The sequence below is a fragment of the Xanthomonas citri pv. citri genome (assembly GCF_000961215.1).
Classification (GTDB): Bacteria; Pseudomonadota; Gammaproteobacteria; order Xanthomonadales; family Xanthomonadaceae; genus Xanthomonas; species Xanthomonas cissicola.
The window spans coordinates 1,866,712-1,884,546 of sequence record NZ_CP008998.1 but is presented as its reverse complement, the minus strand read 5'-3'; the positions used below and the strand labels follow the sequence as shown (position 1 = coordinate 1,884,546).

Annotated in this window: 10 protein-coding genes and 1 other RNA gene; 2 read left to right on the top strand and 9 right to left on the bottom strand. The window is 65.6% G+C overall.

The genetic code is table 11. From position 1 onward, the window contains the following. Positions 1 to 300 precede the first annotated feature (300 nt). The 3 genes from AMD14_RS08805 to mtnA all read right to left on the bottom strand — a co-directional run bounded on the left by AMD14_RS08805 (position 301) and on the right by mtnA (position 6,969). Positions 301 to 2,769, bottom strand: a complete 2,469-nt coding sequence (locus AMD14_RS08805) for a membrane-bound PQQ-dependent dehydrogenase, glucose/quinate/shikimate family (protein ID WP_015463054.1) — start codon at positions 2,767 to 2,769, stop codon at positions 301 to 303. A 226-nt stretch (positions 2,770 to 2,995) separates the two neighbouring features. After that, the gene (gene gyrA / locus AMD14_RS08800; protein WP_005914880.1) at positions 2,996 to 5,695 is read right to left on the bottom strand and encodes a DNA gyrase subunit A; all 2,700 of its coding nucleotides are present in this window, start codon (positions 5,693 to 5,695) and stop codon (positions 2,996 to 2,998) included. 209 nt (positions 5,696 to 5,904) lie between these two features. Further along, positions 5,905 to 6,969 (bottom strand): S-methyl-5-thioribose-1-phosphate isomerase, encoded by a 1,065-nt coding sequence (gene mtnA / locus AMD14_RS08795; RefSeq protein ID WP_011051043.1) that lies wholly within the window; start codon positions 6,967 to 6,969, stop codon positions 5,905 to 5,907. 115 nt (positions 6,970 to 7,084) lie between these two features. Between mtnA and AMD14_RS23135 the strand changes: the two genes are divergently transcribed. Further along, positions 7,085 to 7,158, top strand: a non-coding RNA gene (locus AMD14_RS23135) — sX9 sRNA. Positions 7,159 to 7,162: 4 nt separating this feature from the next. On the opposite strand, the gene AMD14_RS08790 is transcribed toward AMD14_RS23135, so the two are convergent. The 3 genes from AMD14_RS08790 to ligA all read right to left on the bottom strand — a co-directional run bounded on the left by AMD14_RS08790 (position 7,163) and on the right by ligA (position 11,415). Further along, on the bottom strand, positions 7,163 to 7,846 hold the full coding sequence (locus tag AMD14_RS08790) for a DUF3011 domain-containing protein (RefSeq protein WP_003485848.1): 684 nt from the start codon (positions 7,844 to 7,846) through the stop codon (positions 7,163 to 7,165). 108 nt (positions 7,847 to 7,954) lie between these two features. Continuing rightward, on the bottom strand, positions 7,955 to 8,917 hold the full coding sequence (epmA, locus tag AMD14_RS08785; protein ID WP_011051041.1) for an EF-P lysine aminoacylase EpmA: 963 nt from the start codon (positions 8,915 to 8,917) through the stop codon (positions 7,955 to 7,957). Further along, positions 8,914 to 11,415, bottom strand: coding sequence for an NAD-dependent DNA ligase LigA (gene ligA / locus AMD14_RS08780; protein ID WP_011051040.1), 2,502 nt, complete (start codon positions 11,413 to 11,415; stop codon positions 8,914 to 8,916). Before ligA ends, epmA begins: the two co-directional genes overlap by 4 nt. A gap of 321 nt (positions 11,416 to 11,736) precedes the next feature. On the opposite strand from ligA, the gene AMD14_RS08775 reads away from it, so the two are divergent. Further along, complete coding sequence (locus AMD14_RS08775; protein ID WP_011051039.1) at positions 11,737 to 12,861, top strand: pyridoxal phosphate-dependent aminotransferase; 1,125 nt, start codon at positions 11,737 to 11,739, stop codon at positions 12,859 to 12,861. 160 nt (positions 12,862 to 13,021) lie between these two features. Here the strand turns inward: AMD14_RS08775 and AMD14_RS08770 are convergent, their stop codons facing one another. Genes AMD14_RS08770 through smc form a run of 3 tightly spaced genes read right to left on the bottom strand, consistent with a single transcriptional unit; the run spans position 13,022 to position 17,703 of the window. Next, positions 13,022 to 13,405 carry a hypothetical protein gene (locus AMD14_RS08770; protein ID WP_011051038.1) on the bottom strand — a complete coding sequence of 128 codons (384 nt, stop codon included), beginning with the start codon at positions 13,403 to 13,405 and terminating at the stop codon, positions 13,022 to 13,024. A gap of 6 nt (positions 13,406 to 13,411) precedes the next feature. After that, the gene (gene zipA, locus AMD14_RS08765; protein ID WP_011051037.1) at positions 13,412 to 14,143 is read right to left on the bottom strand and encodes a cell division protein ZipA; all 732 of its coding nucleotides are present in this window, start codon (positions 14,141 to 14,143) and stop codon (positions 13,412 to 13,414) included. A 56-nt stretch (positions 14,144 to 14,199) separates the two neighbouring features. Next, positions 14,200 to 17,703, bottom strand: coding sequence for a chromosome segregation protein SMC (smc, locus tag AMD14_RS08760; protein WP_015463053.1), 3,504 nt, complete (start codon positions 17,701 to 17,703; stop codon positions 14,200 to 14,202). Positions 17,704 to 17,835 lie beyond the last annotated feature (132 nt).

Genomic DNA, 17,835 nt, shown 5'->3' with positions numbered 1-17,835 from the left:
GTCATGTGGGCAAGCGCTGGGCGCATCAGCGTTGTCTTGCCGAGGTAGCCGAGCGCTTACCCCGCGATTTTCTTCAGCGAAAAAGCGCACCGCTTGCGGTGCGCTTTTTCATGCTTCAACGTTCCTGAGCCCCTGACGAATGATGCGATCCATCGTTAGCTGTCGGCGGACGACTCGCGCCCGAAATCAAAATGTCTGTCTGCATTGGCACACTCCGATTCCAGACACGGGCCACGTGGCATGGCGCCTACGCAGGCGTTTGCGTGCCGCTTTAGCAGCCGATCTCGCTCGTCTCCGAAATCACTGCGCTTTAAGCGGTAACGCGTAGGCGATCACCGCATCGCCTGCCGGTGTCTCCATGAAGTGGTGCCCGCCGGCCATGATGACCAGATACTCGCGGCCACCGTATTCGTACACCATCGGGTTGGCCTGGCCGCCGGCCGGCAACTTGGCATGCCACAGCTCCTTGCCGGTGGCCAGATCGATCGCGCGGATCAGGTCGTCGGTGGCGGCGGCAATGAAGATCAAACCGCTTGCCGTCACCACCGCGCCACCATTGTTCGGTGTACCGATTTCGATCGGGAGGCCGGAACGGATGCCGAACGGGCCATTGCCACGCGCACTGCCGAAGGGGCGGTCCCACAGGGTCTTGCCACTGGCCAGATCGATGGCGCGGATGCCGCCGTACGGCGGTTCCTTGCACAGCAACTTGGTGAACGGCAGACGCCAGCCGGCATTGACGTTGACTGCATACGGCGTGCCGGTCTGCGGGTCGCCTGCGCCTTCCGCGCCGCCGGCATCGCCACGCACTTCATCGCGCGGTGCCCAGCCCAGCTTGTCGGCCTTGGCGCGCGGCACCAGCAGGTTGTAGTTGGGCATGTCGTTGTAGTTGGCCACGATCACACCGCGGTGCGGATCCACCGCCACGCTGCCCCAATCCGAACCGCCGTTGTAACCGGGGTACTCGATCGAATGCCGGTCCGCTTCCGGCGGCGTGTAAATGCCCTTGTAACTGGCCTTGCGAAACTGGATCCGGCAAACCAGCTGGTCGATCGGAGTCATGCCCCACATGTCGCGCTCGCTCAGGTCCGGCTTGCGCAGCGTGTGATACAGCGAGAACGGCTGCGTCTTGGCACGCATCTGAGGCTCCACGCCACCGCCTGGCACCGTACGCTCTTCCACGCCCACCAGCGGCTTGCCGGTACGCCGATCTAGCACGTACAGCTCGCCCTGCTTGCTCGGCAACAGCACCGCCGGCACGTTGACGCCGTCCTTGGGGAAGTCGATCAGGCTCGGCTGCGAGCCCAGGTCGTAATCCCAGGCATCGATGTGCGTGGTCTGGAAATTCCACACCGGCTTGCCGGTGGTGACATCCAGCGCCACCAGCGAGGTCGCATAACGGTTCTCCTGCGGCGTGCGCGAGCTGCTCCAGTAATCGGCGGTGGAATTGCCCATCGGCAGATACACGTAGCCCAACTGCTCATCGGCTGCGGCGGTGGTCCACATATTGGGCGTGCCGCGCGTCCAGCTCTGGCCCGGCGGCGGTGCGCCGTTCCATTCCGGATGCGTCATGTCCCAGGCCCAGCGCAACTTGCCGGTCACCGCATCGAAACCTTCGATCACACCGGAGGGCTCGTAACGCTTCTGCCCGTCGAGCACCTGATGCCCGGTGACCACCACGCCGCGCACGATGGCCGGCGGCGAATTGATCGACACATAGCCAGGCGGCGTCTCGCCCATACCGACGGTGATATCCACCTGACCGTTGCTGCCGAAATCCGGGCACGGCGTGCCGCTGCGTGCGTCCAGCGCAATCAAGCGCCCGTCGAGCGTGCCTTCGATCACGCGCGTGCGGCATAGCGCTGTCGTTGCTCCAGCATCCGCAACGTCGGCAGCCGCCGGTACTTCGTAATACGAGACGCCACGGCATGCCGCCGTGTACGGGATCGCCTCGTCCTTGACCTTGGGATCGTAGCGCCAGCGCTGCTTGCCGCTGGCGGCATCCAGCGCTATCACCTGGTTGCGCGCAGTGCACAGATACAGGCTGTCGCCCACCTTCAGCGGCGTGGTTTCCGCACCCCAGCGCTTGTTCGGCAAATCGCCGGTGTGGAAAAGCCAGGCTTGCTGCAGCTGCGTCACATTGTCGCGATTGATCTGCTGCAGCGGCGAATAGCGTTGGCCGGCCTGGCTGCGTCCGTACGCGGCCCAATCGCCGTCGGCAGGTGCATTCGCCGGCTGCGCGCCAGACGCCGCAACCGGGGCGGATGTGTCGCGGGTGACCAGGCCCCCGAGCACGCCTGCCGCATGCGCCAGCGCGCCATCGGCTTCAGTCACGCCATGCGGCATGAACGCCAATGCGAACGCCACCACAAATACCACCGCCAGCGCACCGGCCAGGCTGCGCGATACCGTGCGCGACACGGGGCGCTGCAATTTCGGCAATAGCAAGGCGAGCACCAATGCCAGGCCGACAATCAGGCCCAGACGCGGCACCCAGCGCCAGTAATCGCTGCCTGATTCCCACCACGTCCACAGCAACGAAACCGCCACCACGCCGGCAAACCACCAGGCGCCCGCATTGCGGCCACGAAACAGCAGCACGCCGGCAACGAGCATCGCCGCACCGGCCGGTGCGTAATACCAGGAGCCGCCCAACGCAGCCAGCCACACGCCACCGGCAAGCAGCACCGCGCCCAGTAGTGCAATCACGCCTCCCAAGGTCGCCAGCGCCCAATGGCCGCGACCGGCAGGACGATCCAGAATCGTCATCCGTTGTTCCTCTTCGACTCGGCGGCGACGCAACGCCGCCGCACCGCCCACAACCTTCGACCCGTGTCAGTGAAAGAGTCGCGATCTTTGCGGCGAACGCATGAAGACACTGCGTTGCAGATGTCAACGCCCGCCATAAAGCGTGGCGATCCAAAAAACTTCGCGCAATAAAAAACGCCGGTTTTCACCGGCGTTTTTGGTCAACTGCGTCGCGTTAGCGCTGCAATCACGCGTCGGTCGGCGGCGTTTCGCTCACGCTTGCGCTTGCTTCGTCCACTCCCTCATCCACTTCATCCAGCGATGCATCCAGGCGTTCAACCGCCTGCAACTTTTCGCCCTTGGACAAACGGATCAACGTGACGCCCTGCGTGTTACGACCGACGCGCGAGATCTCCGAACCACGCGTGCGCACCAGCGTGCCGCCATCGGAAATCAACAGCACTTCGTCGGTGGCGCCCAGCAGCACCGCACGCACCAGTTTGCCGTTGCGCTCGGTGGTCTGGATACCGATCACGCCCTGGGTGCCACGCCCCTTGCGCGGGTATTCGGTCAGCGGGGTGCGCTTGCCGTAGCCGTTCTCGGTGGCCGTCAAAATGTAGGCCACGTTGCCGTCGTCGGCGACCTCGATCACGGCAGACTCGCCGCCATCGGTGGCTTCCACCACATCATCGACCTCGTCGCCTTCGATCTCTTCTTCGACACCGCCAGCACGCTCGGCCACGATCAGGCTGACCACTTCCTCGCCCTTGGTCAGACGGATACCGCGCACACCGGTGGCGGTACGGCCCATCGAACGCACGGTGGATTCGCCAAAGCGCACGGTCTTGCCGTTGGAAGCGAACAGCAGCACGTCGCGGTCGCCATCGGTCAAGGCCACACCGACCAGCGCATCGCCCTCGTCCAGGTTGATGGCGATCTTGCCGCGCGCCAGACGGAAGGCGAATTCGCTCAACGGCGTCTTCTTGACCGTGCCGTTGCGCGTGGCGAAGAACACGTAGCGGTTGTCGGCGTATTCGCGCACCGGCAGCACGGCCTGCACGCGCTCGCCCGATTCCAGCGGAATCCAGTTGATGATCGGCCTGCCGCGCGCATTGGAGCCGGCTTCCGGCAACTGATGCACCGGCAGCCAGAACACCTTGCCGCTGCTGGTGAAGGTCAGCAGCGTGTCGTGCGTGTTGACCAGCCACAGCTGGTCGATGAAATCTTCTTCCTTGGTCGCTGCGGCAGAGCGGCCACGGCCACCACGGCGCTGCGCGCGATACGCGCTCACCGGCTGGCGCTTGGCATACCCGGCGTGCGACAGCGTCACCACCACGTCTTCCGGCGCGATCAGATCCAGAATGTCCAGATCTTCTTCGCTGTGACGGATCTCGGTGCGGCGTTCATCGCCGTATTCTTCGCGGACATTGATCAACTCGTCGCGGATCACCTGCAGCAGCACATCCGGGTTTTCCAGGATGCGGATCAGGCCTTCGATGACGCCGAGCAATTGCTTGTACTCGTCGGTCAGCTTTTCCTGTTCCAGGCCGGTCAGACGATGCAGACGCATTTCCAGGATCTGCGCAGCCTGCACTTCGCTGAGCTGGTAGAAGCCCTGGATCAGGCCCACGCCCGGCGGCAGATCTTCCGGTTTGGAGGCTTCTGCGCCGGCCGCGCCCAGCAGCGCACCCACCAGGCCCGGTTGCCAGGTCTTGGCCAGCATGCGCTCGCGCGCTTCCTGCGGGTTGGCCGAGGTCTTGATCAACTCGATCATTTCATCGATGTTGGCCAACGCAACGGTCAGGCCTTCCAGCACGTGCGCACGCGCACGCGCCTTGCGCAGTTCGAAAATGGTGCGGCGGGTGACCACCTCGCGGCGGTGGCGGATGAACGCCTCCAGCATCTGCTTGAGGTTCATCAACTGCGGGCGGCCATCGATCAGCGCCACCATGTTGATGCCGAACACCGCCTCCATCTGGGTCTGCTGATACAGGTTGTTGAGCACAACCTCGGCAGATTCGCCGCGCTTGACTTCGATGTAGATGCGCATGCCGTCCTTGTCGGACTCATCGCGTAGCTCGCTGATGCCTTCGAGCTTCTTTTCCTTGACCAGCTCGGCGATCTTCTCGATCAGCCGCGCCTTGTTGACCTGGTACGGGATCTCGGTCACGACGATCGCTTCGCGACCGTTGTCGGCCACTTCCACATCGGCCTTGGCGCGGATGCGTACACGGCCACGGCCGGTGCGGTAGCCGGCCGCGATGCCGGCGGTACCGTTGATGATGCCGGCGGTGGGGAAATCCGGGCCGGGGATGTATTCCATCAGGCCTTCGACATCCAGCTCGGGCGTGTCGATCAGCGCGATGCAGGCATTGATCGCTTCGGTCAGGTTATGCGGCGGGATATTGGTGGCCATGCCCACCGCGATACCGGCCGAGCCATTGACCAGCAGGCTCGGGAACCGGGTCGGCATGACCGTCGGCTCCTGTTCCTTCTCGTCATAGTTGGGCTGGAAGTCGACGGTTTCCTTGTCGATGTCGGCCATCAACTCATGCGCCAGCCGCGACATGCGCGACTCGGTGTATCGCATCGCCGCGGCGGAGTCGCCGTCGACCGAACCGAAGTTACCCTGACCGTCGACCATCATGTAACGCAGCGAGAACGGCTGCGCCATGCGCACCAGCGTGTCGTACACCGACTGGTCGCCGTGAGGATGGTATTTACCGATGACGTCGCCGACGATACGCGCCGACTTGAAGTAGGCCTTGTTGCTGTGTGCGCCCAGCTCGTGCATCGCGTACAGCACGCGCCGGTGCACAGGCTTGAGGCCATCACGGGCATCGGGGAGTGCGCGGCCCACGATCACGCTCATGGCGTAATCGAGATAGCTCTTGCGCATCTCGTCTTCCAGGTTGACCTGGATGATTTCCTTGGCGGTTTCTGCCATTCGGGTTCCGTAAGTGAGGTGGCGGGCGAGCCGGAAAGCCGCGTCGGGAGCGCCCTTGCATCAGGCTGCCGACCCCACGCTCCCGCCGATCGATTCAAGCGCCGGATTGTACCACGGCAGGGCATCCCGACGCCTCCGCTTTACCAGCCAGAAACAAGCACTTGCAGGGAGTTTGGGCGGCGTTGGAAGCCGGGCGGCCGGCCCCGGGCTCAGCTGCCGAAGGCGGCCTGCATCCGCGCCAGGTCCGGCTGCGCGATCACGCCGCGTTCGGTGACGATCGCGTCGATCAGATCGCCTGGGGTCACGTCGAAGACCGGGTTCCAGGCGTGGATGCCATCGGCCACCGTCCTGACCCCGCCCACGCCGAACAACTCGCCGGGATCGCGTTGCTCGATCTCGATCTGGTCCCCGCTGGCCGTTGCCATATCCACCGTGGACGACGGCGCCACCACCATGAACTTCACGCCATGGTGGCGGGCGGCGATGGCCAGCTGGTAGGTGCCGATCTTGTTGGCGGTATCGCCATTGGCGCAGATGCGATCGGCGCCGACGATCACCCACTGCACCAGCCCGGATTTCATCAGATGCGAGGCCGCCGAGTCGGCGATCAGGGTCGCGTCGATACCGTCCTGATGCAGCTCCCACACGGTCAGGCGCGCGCCCTGCAGCCACGGCCGGGTTTCTCCGGCGAACACCTTGGCAATGCGCTGTTGCGCCATGCCGGCGCGGATCACGCCCAGTGCGGTGCCAAAGCCAGCGGTGGCCAGCGAGCCGGTGTTGCAATGGGTCAGCACGCCACTGCCCGGTGCGATCAGTGCGGCGCCAAGCGCGCCCATGTGGCGGTTGGCGGCCAGGTCTTCATCGGCGATGGCCTGCGCCTCGCGCGCGATCACCTCGCGCCAATCGGCGCCCGCCGCGCCCAGCACCCGGCGCATGCGCATCAGCGCCCAGGCCAGGTTGACGGCGGTCGGACGCGCCGCGTTGAGCCGCAGCAGCGCCGGCTCGAGCTTCTGCAGCGCAGCGCTGCCGTCGTCGGCAGCGATGTCGCGCGCGGCCAGTACCACGCCCCACCCGGCCGCAATGCCGATCGCCGGCGCACCGCGCACGGCCAGCGAATGGATCGCCTCGGCCACCGCGTCGCTGCTGTCGCACCGCACATGCGCCACCTCGAAGGGCAGTTTGCGTTGGTCGAGCAATTCAAGGGCATCGCCGGTCCACAGCAGTGGCCGGATGTGGTCGTAGCGGGCGTAATCGATATGGGCGCTGTCGTTCATGCGTCCATTGTAAGGCGCGCGCAGCGCCTGCGCCGCTGCACGACCGCGCGGCCCTGGCGCGGCCGACCAAACCACTGTGCAGCCGGAAGGCGGGCGCGGCCGCTGCTCGGAAGGCAGGTACCACTCGTACACTGCGGCTATTGCGCGTCGTCTTTCCACCCGACGACTGCGCGCGACGTTGTGTCACCTGCTCTTAGTCGACGATGAACTCGGCGCGGCAGCCGTCGTTCACCCACACCCCGTCGCGGCTCCAGCCCCAGGTCTGGCCCTCCACGCATGGCGTTTTGGACATCTGCCGGCCAAGGCGCACCGCGCGTTCCACCGACACGCCACAGGTGCGCCGCGCACTTTTCTTCGATTCGCAGGTGACCATGCGCGGCACCGCGACGAAGCCGGAGCCATCTTCTGCACCCACCTCGAATTCGCCATCGCATCCACGCGAGACCCAGATTTCGTTGCGGCGAACGCCCCAGGTGCGCCCTTCCTTGCACGGCCACATCGAGCGTTGCCGCAGCAGACGCACCGGCGCGCCACGCAGCACCACCGGGCACGCCACCGTGCCGCCATTGGAATCGCAGCGGACCACGCGGCGCATCACGGTTGCGGTCTGCGCACGGGTCGCTGCGAATTCCGCGCGGCAGCCTTGTTCGACCCACACGCCATCGCGTTCGACATCCCATTCGCTACCGCGGATGCAGCTGGTTTCGGAGAGCTGGCGCACCAGTTGCACGCCCTGGGCGGTCTCCATCGCGCAATGCACGCGCGCCAGGTCCTTGGACTCGCAGCGCACCACGCCGGCTGCGCGGTCGGACGCGCGCGCATCGGCGAGCAGCAGCGGCAAGCACCACAAACCGCATAAGCTGACCAGCCACTTCATGCCGACAATCCTCACCCCGAACGATCTTCGTCGCGCCCCCGTGGACGCGAAGATGAGAGCATCATCGATGTGAAGATAGCAATACGGCGCCGATGACAGCCAGATGACTCAGGCGCGGGCGAAGTCGAACGCCAGCACGTCGGCAATCTGCGTAGTGCCGCGCAAGGCCATCAACAGGCGATCCACGCCCACCGCCACACCGGCGCAGTCGGGCAACTGCGACAACACCGCCAGCAGGCGTTCGTCCAGTGGCAGTTGCGGCAATCCACGTGCTGCACGCACGGCATTGTCGCGCACGAAGCGCGCACGCTGCTCCTGCGCATCGTTCAATTCGTGATAGCCATTGGCCACCTCGAAACTGCCCAGATACAGCTCGAAGCGCTCGGCCACCGGTGGGTCGTCGTGGCGGATCCGCGCCAACGCACATTGACTGGCCGGCCAATCGTGCACCACCGTCAGGGTATCGCTGGCAAAGCCCGGCTGGATGCGATGGGTCATCAGCAGGTCCAGCCAATCGTCGCGGGTCAGACCCACAGGATCGATCGCCACGTCATGCAAGGCGGCGTGTAGCGTTTCGATCGGATCGCACAATGGGTCGATGCCCAACGTCTGCACGAAGAGCGCGCGATACGTCAGCACCTGCACCCTCGCCTGGCGCCCGACCAGCGCCAGCGCGCGACGCACCAGTTCGATGGTCTCCTGCGCCAGACTGCGATCGTTCCAACCCACCCGATACCATTCGAGCATGCTGAACTCGGGATTGTGACGGCCACCGGCTTCGCCATTGCGAAACACCCGCCCCAGTTCGTAGCAATCGCCCACGCCGGCGGCAAGCAGGCGTTTGAGCGGATATTCCGGCGAGGTGCGCAACCAGCGCAGCGGCGCGCCGGCATCGACATGGCCGGTGAAGCGGGTACTGAAACTCTCGATATTCGGTTCTGTATTGCCGGCCTCCGAAAGCACCGGCGTTTCCACCTCTAGCACGCCGCGTTCGGCGAAAAAGTCGCGGATCGCGGCGTTGAGCCGCGCCCGCAACTGCAGCGCGGCCAGATCGACCTGCGCCGTGTTCATGGCTGTTGGCCGTGGTCGCCCAGGAAGGCCAGCAAACGCGCTTCGTCCCAGATCTCCACGCCCAGCGATTGCGCCTTGTCGAGCTTGGAACCGGCTTCTTCGCCGGCCACCAGAAACGCGGTCTTCTTGGAGACGCTACCGGCGACCTTGGCGCCCAGCGCTTCCAGCCGCTGCTTGGCCGCATCGCGCGTCAGCGCAGCCAGCGTCCCGGTGATGACCACGGTCTGGCCATCGAGCGGGCCGGTCTTTTCCTCGCCGGCCTCCGGCAGCATCGCCAGCAGCTCGGAAAGCTTTCTCTGGGCATTAACCGCGAGCGTATCGTTGGCCGGCACCAACAGCCAGGCCGCGAGCGACTCGGCCACTGACTGCGGTACACCGGCTTCGACGAGAGGCTCGGGACCGCCATTGCGCAGGGCATCGATGGAACCAAACGCAGTCGCGATCTGGGCGGCGCGAATCGGCGTCACCTTGGGAATCTCCAGGTCCTCCAGCAAATTGGCCAAGCTCAGCTCGCCGCGCAGCTTCGGCGAAGGCGGATGGGTGTCGCCGATGCGCACCTTGCGCGCCAGCAGATGATCGATGGCCTTCTGATTGCCGGCCTGATCGAAGAAGTGCCCCAGCGAGCGCGCCACTTCGCCGCCGATATCCGGCACGCGCTTGAACAGCGGCCACGGCAGATGCCGGATCAATTCCAGATCGCCGAACCAGGCCGACAAGGCCTTGGCCGTGCTTTCGCCCACATGCTCGATGCCCAGCGCAAACAGAAAACGCTCCAGCGTGGTATCGCGCGATATTTCGATCGCCTCGATCAGATTCTCCGCCCACTTGGTGGCGATCTTCTTGCGGTTCCAGTCGAAGCTCGGCAAGCCTGCGCGGAGCAGATCGGCCTGCCAGGTCTGCGGCACGTCGCGCTCCCCGGCCAGGTCCACGCCGATCCCGACCACGCTGGCTTCCAGCTGCGCATATGCACCGCTGGCCAGATGCTCGCGCGCCTCGCGCAAGAACGCGTGCGGGCTGTCGGCCGTGCTGATCAGGCGCAATTGCAGCAGCTGGTCCACGCTCAGCAGATACAGGTCGGCCACGCCCTTCACCAGGCCACTGTCGACCAGCACTTCGATGAATTTTTCGCCCAGGCCGTCCACATCCATCGCGCGCCGCGAGACGAAATGCCGAAACGCCTCCTTGCGCTGCGCCGGGCAGGTCAACTCGCCGGAACAGCGCCAGACCGCCTGGCCTTCTTCGCGCACGATCTCCGAACCGCACACCGGGCACTGCGTGGGCATCTGCCAGGCCTGGGTGCCGGGCGGGCGCTGGTCGGCCACCACCGCGGCCACTTCAGGGATGACATCACCGGCGCGGCGCACGATCACCGTGTCGCCCACGCGCACATCCAGCCGCGCGATCTGGTCGGCGTTGTGCAGCGTGGCATTGGTGACGATCACCCCGGCCACATGCACCGGCTTCAGGCGCGCCACCGGCGTGGCCGCACCGGTGCGGCCGATCTGGATCTCGATCGCCTCCACCGTGGTGGACTGCTCCTGTGCGGGGAACTTGTGCGCGATCGCCCAACGCGGCGCGCGCGAGACGAAGCCCATTTCGCGTTGCCCGGCCAGATCGTCGAGCTTGTACACCACGCCATCGATATCGAAGGCCAGGCCATCGCGCGCCTCACCGATGCGCTGGTAATACGCCAGCAGACCATCGCTGCCCTGCACGACCTCGACCAGCGCGCTGACCGGAAAACCCCACGCGCGCAGCTGCGCCAGGATCGCCGAATGGGCCTGAGGCAATGCGCCTTCGCTCACTTCGCCAACGCCGTAGGCGAAGAAGCTCAGCGGGCGCTGCGCGGTGATGCGCGCATCCAGCTGCCGCAGCGAGCCGGCCGCGCCATTGCGCGGGTTGGCCAGTATCTTGCCGCCCTGGGCACGCATCTGCGCGTTGTAGGCTTCGAACGCAGCACGTGGCATGTAGACCTCGCCGCGCACTTCCAGCACCCGCGGCCAACCCTCGCCGCGCAGACGCAACGGAATCGCTTTGACGGTGCGCAGGTTGGCGCTGACATCCTCGCCGGTGGCGCCATCGCCGCGCGTGGCGCCCTGCACGAACTCGCCATTTTCGTAGCGCAGGCTGATCGCCAGGCCATCGAGTTTGGGTTCGGCCGAAAACAGCGGTTGTCTGACCTCCAGCCGCTCGCTGATGCGCCGCACGAACTCGGTCACTTCCTCATCGCTGAAGGCATTGCCCAACGACAGCATCGGCATGGCATGCCGCACTTCGGCAAACCGCGAGGCGGCCAGATGGCCGACGCGCTGGGTTGGCGAATCGGCGCTGGCCAATTCCGGGTGCGCGCGCTCCAAGGCCTCAAGCTCGCGCATCAGCTTGTCGTAATCGGCATCGGCCATCTGCGGCTCGTCGAGTACGTGATACCGGTAGTTGGCGTCTTCGATTCGACGGCGCAGGGCATCGATGCGCTGAGCGGGATCCGGGCTGGCAGTCATACGATCGCAGGGCTGGCTCTGGGCCGCCCATTCTAACGGGCCACACCGATGCCAAGGTCAGCGGCGCGGGCGCCGTTCGCGATGACTGAGCGATGGATGAAGTCGTTTGCGTCGATGCGCACCAGGTGCGCCAGCGCCCATCGGCATTCTGGCCGACAGCGAGCCCGGCAGGAGCCGGCCATCGCACCCAGCCACCTGTCTTTGCCGTCCAACGCCTGCACGCACGCGTCCAACCAGTTTTATGGCAATTCCCCGATAGGCAGACAGACACAAACCGGCTAGCGTGGCGCCCTCTTTGCCCGCCGCCTATGGAGTTCGCCCGTGTCGTTGCCCGTCTCGCGCCGTTCGTTTCTCAGCCTCGCTACCACCGGCGTGGCGGTTTCCGCACTGGGGCTGGCACCCGCAGCCCAGGCGGCCCGCAAGCGCGCCGCGGCCCCGGCAACGCCGGGCGTGGCCGCGGCGGCCGGCACGGTCTACCTCAACCTCAACGAGCATCCGCTCGGGCCCGCCCCGGCAGCGATTGAAGCTGCCACACGTTCGCTGGCACGCTCGGGCCGCTACCTGCTCGAGATGGAGCACGATCTGCGCAACCTGATGACCGGCGAGCTGCAGTTGCCCAACGATCATCTATCGCTGTTCCCCGGCTCGCGTGACGCGCTGAACCGGGCCGGCAGCCTGTTGACGTCCGCGCGCGCGGGGCTGGTGGTCGCCGACCCCAGCTTCGACCCGCTGATCGAAAGCGCCACCGCCCGCGGCGTGGCCGTACGCAAGGTGCCGCTGCGTGCCGATGGCGCGCACGACGTCAAGGCGATGGCCAAGGCCGACCCGACTGCCGGCATGCTGTATCTGTGCAACCCCGGCAACGCCACTGGCGCCATCACCCCACGCGCCGACATCGAATGGTTGCTGGCCAACAAGCCGGCCAGCGCCGTGCTGGTGGTCGACGAGGCGTACATCCACTACAGCAACGAGCCCTCGGTGGCCGATCTGGTGCGTCAGCGCCAGGATCTGATCGTGCTGCGCAGCTTCTCCAAGCTCTACGGCATGGCTGGCCTGCGCCTGGGTGCCGCCCTGGCCCCGCCCGGCCTGCAGACCAAGCTTGCCGCATTCGGCAGCAACCCGTCGTCGGTTCCGGCGATGGCCGCCGGCATCGCCAGCCTGCGCGACCCGCTGCTGGTGCAGACCCGCCGCGCCGAGAACGCCCGCGTGCGCGAGGAGACCATCGCCTGGCTCAAGGGCAAGGGCTACACCTGCCTGCCCTCGCAAGCCAACTGCTTCCTGCTGGACGTCAAGCGCGATGCAAGCGTGTTCGCCGATTCGATGCAGAAGCAGGGCGTCATCGTCGGCCGCAGCTGGCCGATCTGGCCCAAGCGGGTGCGCGTCAGCGTGGGGACCGAGGCGGAAATGCTGCGGTTCCGTGAGGCGTTCGGGAAGGCCAAGCGCTAACCCTTTTCCCCTTGGGACGTTGCCTCCTTTATGGGGGGAGAAAGTGCCCCGTAGGGGCGGATGAGGGTGCGGGCGAAGCCTGAGGTTGTTCAACTGCACGAGTGCTTCGCCCGTACCCTCACCCCAACCCCTCTCCCGTGGGGAGAGGGGCTCTGGACGTCTACTGATCGAACGCCTCAGGCTCCGAAGCGCGCAGCGTGCGCCGGATCCAGAAATAGCTGATGGCGAAGGTCAGCGCCATCGAGCCGGCGTTCCACAGTAGCAGCTCGTGCAGCATCGGCGGCCCTTGCAGGAGATGCAGGTAATAACGGCGGTCCAGCAGCGCGATGGCGTGCGGCACGAACACGCTGACGAAAGGCGTTGGCACAGGCGCGACCAGCAACGTGATCGCGGCAGCAAAGCCCACGATCACCCAGGGCGAATGTCGCGGCCTTTTGCGCAGGCGTGCGGCGATCCTGGTAAAGATCCACAACAACGGCATCGCCAAGATCGCCCACAGCACCAGCAGCAACACCACCGCCAACACGCCCTGCAGGCTCAACATGTCAACTCACCAGCGCGGCGACTTGGTCAGCGGCGGTGCTTGGTGCTGGCGATCGTAGGCGCGTAGTTCGTCGCGGATGTGCGCAACACGCTGGCGGCCCAACGCATTGCGGCTGTCGTCCAATACAACGCCATCCAGCAGTTCGGCCATGCGCTGCACGGTGGGCAGCATTTTTTCCCAGGCGTCCAGCGCCGTCATCGGCGCCGGCAAGGTGAGGAAAAACGCAATCGCCGGTGTCTGCATCTCGCGGATGTTGGCCATGTCGAAACTGCCGGGCTTGAGGATGCTGGCCATGCTGAAGATCGGCCCGCGTTCCGGATGGCCTTCCACCAGGCGGTGGAACACGTTCATGTGGCCGAACACCAGCCCGGTCTTCTCGGCCACCACCACCACATCTTCGCCGCGCAGCACCTGGCCCGCCTTGGCGGCCACGAACAACGACACGATCTTGTCGAAATCCTGGTTCGGGCGCTTGCCGACCTCGTTGCCGCCGGAAGCATCCTGCCCTTCCAGATTGAGCTCGCTCTGCTCGACGCCTTCTGCGCGTTCTGCAGCGTCGCCCTCCGCACCGAACTCGCTGGAAATCACAGGTTCGCGCCGTTCACGCGGCTGGCCCTCGCCCTTGTCGACCCGGCGCCCTTGCGGCGATTTCTTCGGGCGACCAAACAGGAAGATGGCCGCGACCAGCAGCAGTCCAGCGATCAGGATCCCGATCCGGATCATGGCCATGTCGGACATTCAGCGTGCCTCCGCATAAGAGTGACAGGTGTCGATATTCCGGCAAGCATGGCACGTCATGCCGCACCCGCCAAACGTGCGGCCTCTTCCAGGTCCACGCTGACCAGGCGGCTGACGCCGGGCTCGCGCATGGTCACGCCGGAGAGCTGGCGCGCGGCCTCCATCGTGGCCTTGTTATGGCTGACGAACAGGAACTGCACCTTCTCGCTCATCTCGCGCACCATGTTGGCAAGGCGACCGACGTTGGCTTCGTCAAGCGGCGCGTCCACTTCGTCGAGCAGGCAGAACGGCGCCGGGTTGAGCTGGAAAATCGCAAACACCAGCGCCACCGCGGTCATCGCCTTCTCGCCGCCGGACAGCAGCGAAATGCTCGACACGCGCTTGCCCGGAGGGCGCGCCATGATGGTGACGCCGGTGTCGAGCAGGTCTTCGCCGGTGAGTTCCAGATACGCATGGCCGCCGCCGAACAGGCGCGGGTACAGCGCCTGCACGCCGGAATTGACCCGGTCGAAGGTGTCCTTGAAGCGGCCACGGGTCTCGCGATCGATCTTGCGAATGGCCTCTTCCAACGTTTCCAGCGCGGTATTGAGGTCCAGGTTCTGCGCGTCCAGATACTCGGAGCGTTGCGCGGCTTCGCCGTATTCCTGGATGGCGGCCAGGTTCACCGGCTCCAGGCGACGCATGCGCCCGTCGATCTGGCCAACGGCCGCTTCCCATTCGGCCACGTTGGCCGACTCGGGCAACCCGTTGACCACCTCTTCCAGCACGAAGCCTGCCTTGACCACCGCCGCTTCCAGTTGCTCGGCATTGAGCACCAGCGCCTGTTGATCGAGCTTGCGTTGCGAAATGCGTTCGCGCTGCGCCAACGCTTGTTCGTCGCGTTGCTGGCGGGTCTGTTCGAAGCTGCGCAGCTCGCTGTCGATGCTGTCGAGCAGGGTGCGCGCTTCGCCCAGCGCGCGCTCGGTGCGTACGCGCTCGCTCAACGCGGCCTGGTGTTCGTGTTCCAGTGTTTCCACCGGCGAATCGCCTTCGCTCAGCTGGGCGACCAGATCTTCCAGGCGCGTATCGAGCTGCCCGCGCTGGCTGTCCATGCGTTCCAGGGTCTGGCTCAGCGATGCGATCTGGGTGCGTTGCGACTCCAGCGTCAGCGCCAATGCATGCATTGCATCGCGCACGCCGCGCGCGGCATCTCGCGCCTGATCGCGTGCATCGGTGAGTTGACGGCGCTCGCTTTCCAGCGCTTCGCGCGTGCCCTGCAGATCGCCCATCAAGGTGACCGCGTCTTCGAGTTTGGCGCGCGCTTCGCGTGCCTGCTCGCGGCTGGTATCGAGCGTTTCCAGCAGTTGCGCCAATTCGGTTTCGATGCGCTCGATGCGCGTGCGCGCCGCGTCCACCTTGCCTTGCTGACTCTGCAATTGCCCAGCCAGTTCGGAGACGCTGCGGTGCGCCATATACAGCTGGCGCTGCGCGTCTTCGCGCTGCTGCTCTGCCGCCAGCAGTTGTTCGCGGAAGCTGGACAGCTGGTGCTCAAGCTCGGCTTCGCGCTCTTGCAGGGTTTCGATCTGGGTGCGCAGCTCCTGGATCTCGCGCTCACGCAGCAGCGCGCCCTGCTTGGCCGCGCCCGAGCGCGAGACCCGCACCCAACCCTCGCCTAGCCGCTCGCCATTGCGGGTGATCACCGAATCGCCTTCGGGCAGGCTGCGTTGCAGCGTGCGCGCAGCGTCCAGGTCCTCGGCGGTGTGCAGACGCGCAAGCAGCCGACGGATCGCGATCGGCCCCTGCACCTTGGCGGCCAGCGAGGTCGGCGCGAAGCTCGCATTGTCAGTCGCACTGGACACCAACGCGATGCGGCCATCGCCCAACTCGCCCAGCGCATCGACCAATTGTTCCGGCGCCTCCACCAGCACGCCTTCGATCAACTGCCCCAGGGCGCCTTCGACTGCATTTTCCCAGCCGCTCTCGACGCTGATGCGCTCGCCCACGCGCGCGGACGAATCCAGTCCGCGCGACTTCAGCCACGCCACTGCGGCGCCCTGCTCCTGGCCAAGCGCGGCCTGTTGCAAGGTTTCCAGCGACGACAACCGACCGCGCGCGGCCTGCGCCTGCTTGCGCACTTCGGCCAGCTCGCCCTGGCTGGCGCGTTGCTGTTCCTGCAGCCCAGCGAGCGCGTGCTTGCGCGCCTCGACCTGCTCGGTCAGCCCGTCCAGCGAGGTCTTCTGGGTTTCATGGCGCAGTTCGATCTGCTCGAACGCCTCGGCCAATGCCTCGAGGTCGAGCCCAGCGCGCTCATTGACCAACGCTTCGCGGCGGCGGTCGGCTTCCAGCGCCTGGCGATCCAGATAATCGACGCGCGTGCGTTCCACTTCACCGGCACGCGAGGCCTCGCCGGTGTCGCGGTTATGCGTTTCCCAGCGCTGCTGCCAGTCGGCCAGCCGCGCTTCGGCTTCGCGTAGCGACTCCTGGCGGAATTCGTGGTCTTCGCGCAGCTGCTCCAGTTGCGGTTCGGCAGTGGCCACCGCTTCGCGCAGCACGCTCAATTTGGCCGAGTCGCCGCTGATGTGCTGGGTCAATTCCTGCAGCTGGCTCTGCGCCTCATCGCGCGCCTTGTGCAGGCGATGCGAGAGTTCGCGCTGATGCTGGATCTGCTGCTCGATACGCGCCAAGGCGCCACCGACCTGGTAGACATCGGCCTGTGCCTTGGCCACCGCTTCGGCGGCTTCTTCGCGGCGCACGCGGCCGGTTTCGATGCGTGCTTCGGCATCGCGCTGCTCGGCAATCAATTGCTGCAGGCGTGTCTCTTCCTGATTCAACTTCTCGCGCAGGCCCTGCAACCGACCATCCAGGCCGCGGTATTCCAGCGCCTTCCACTCGGCATCCTTGATCCGGCGCTCTTCCTGCAACGCCTGGTATTGCTCGGCCTGCCGCGCCTGGCGCTGCAGATGCGCCAATTGCTTGGTGATTTCTTCGCGCAGGTCGCTCAGACGGTCGAGGTTTTCGCGCGTATGCCGAATCCGCGTTTCGGTTTCCTTGCGGCGTTCCTTGTACTTGGAAATGCCGGCGGCTTCTTCCAGATACACGCGCAGGTCTTCCGGGCGTGCTTCGATGATTTGGCTGATCATGCCCTGCTCGATGATCGAGTAGCTGCGCGGCCCAAGGCCGGTGCCCAGGAACAGATCGGTGATGTCGCGGCGCCGGCACTTGGTGCCATTGAGGTAGTAGGCGCTATTGCCGTCGCGACTGACCAGGCGCTTGACCGAAATCTCGTTGAACGAGGCGAACTCGCCACTGATGGTGTGGTCGGAGTTGTCGAAGATCAGCTCCACCGTCGCCTGCGACACCGGCTTGCGTGCCGAAGAGCCGGAAAAGATCACGTCGGTCAACGAATCGCCACGTAGGCGGCTGGCCGAGCTCTCGCCCATCACCCAGCGCACCGCATCGATGATGTTGGACTTGCCGCAGCCATTGGGGCCGACGATGCCGGTCATGTTGGTGGGCAGGTGCAACGTGGTCGGGTCGACGAACGACTTGAAACCGGACAGCTTGATCGTGGACAGGCGCATGGGGCTGGAGATTCCGGGCACCGCACGGACGAGGCCGGCAGGCGCTTTTCCTGTGAAGCCAGCGCCCAAGCCCTTGATCCATAAGATCCGCGGGCCGTGGAACCGGCAATGGGGCATGAGTATAACGGGCAT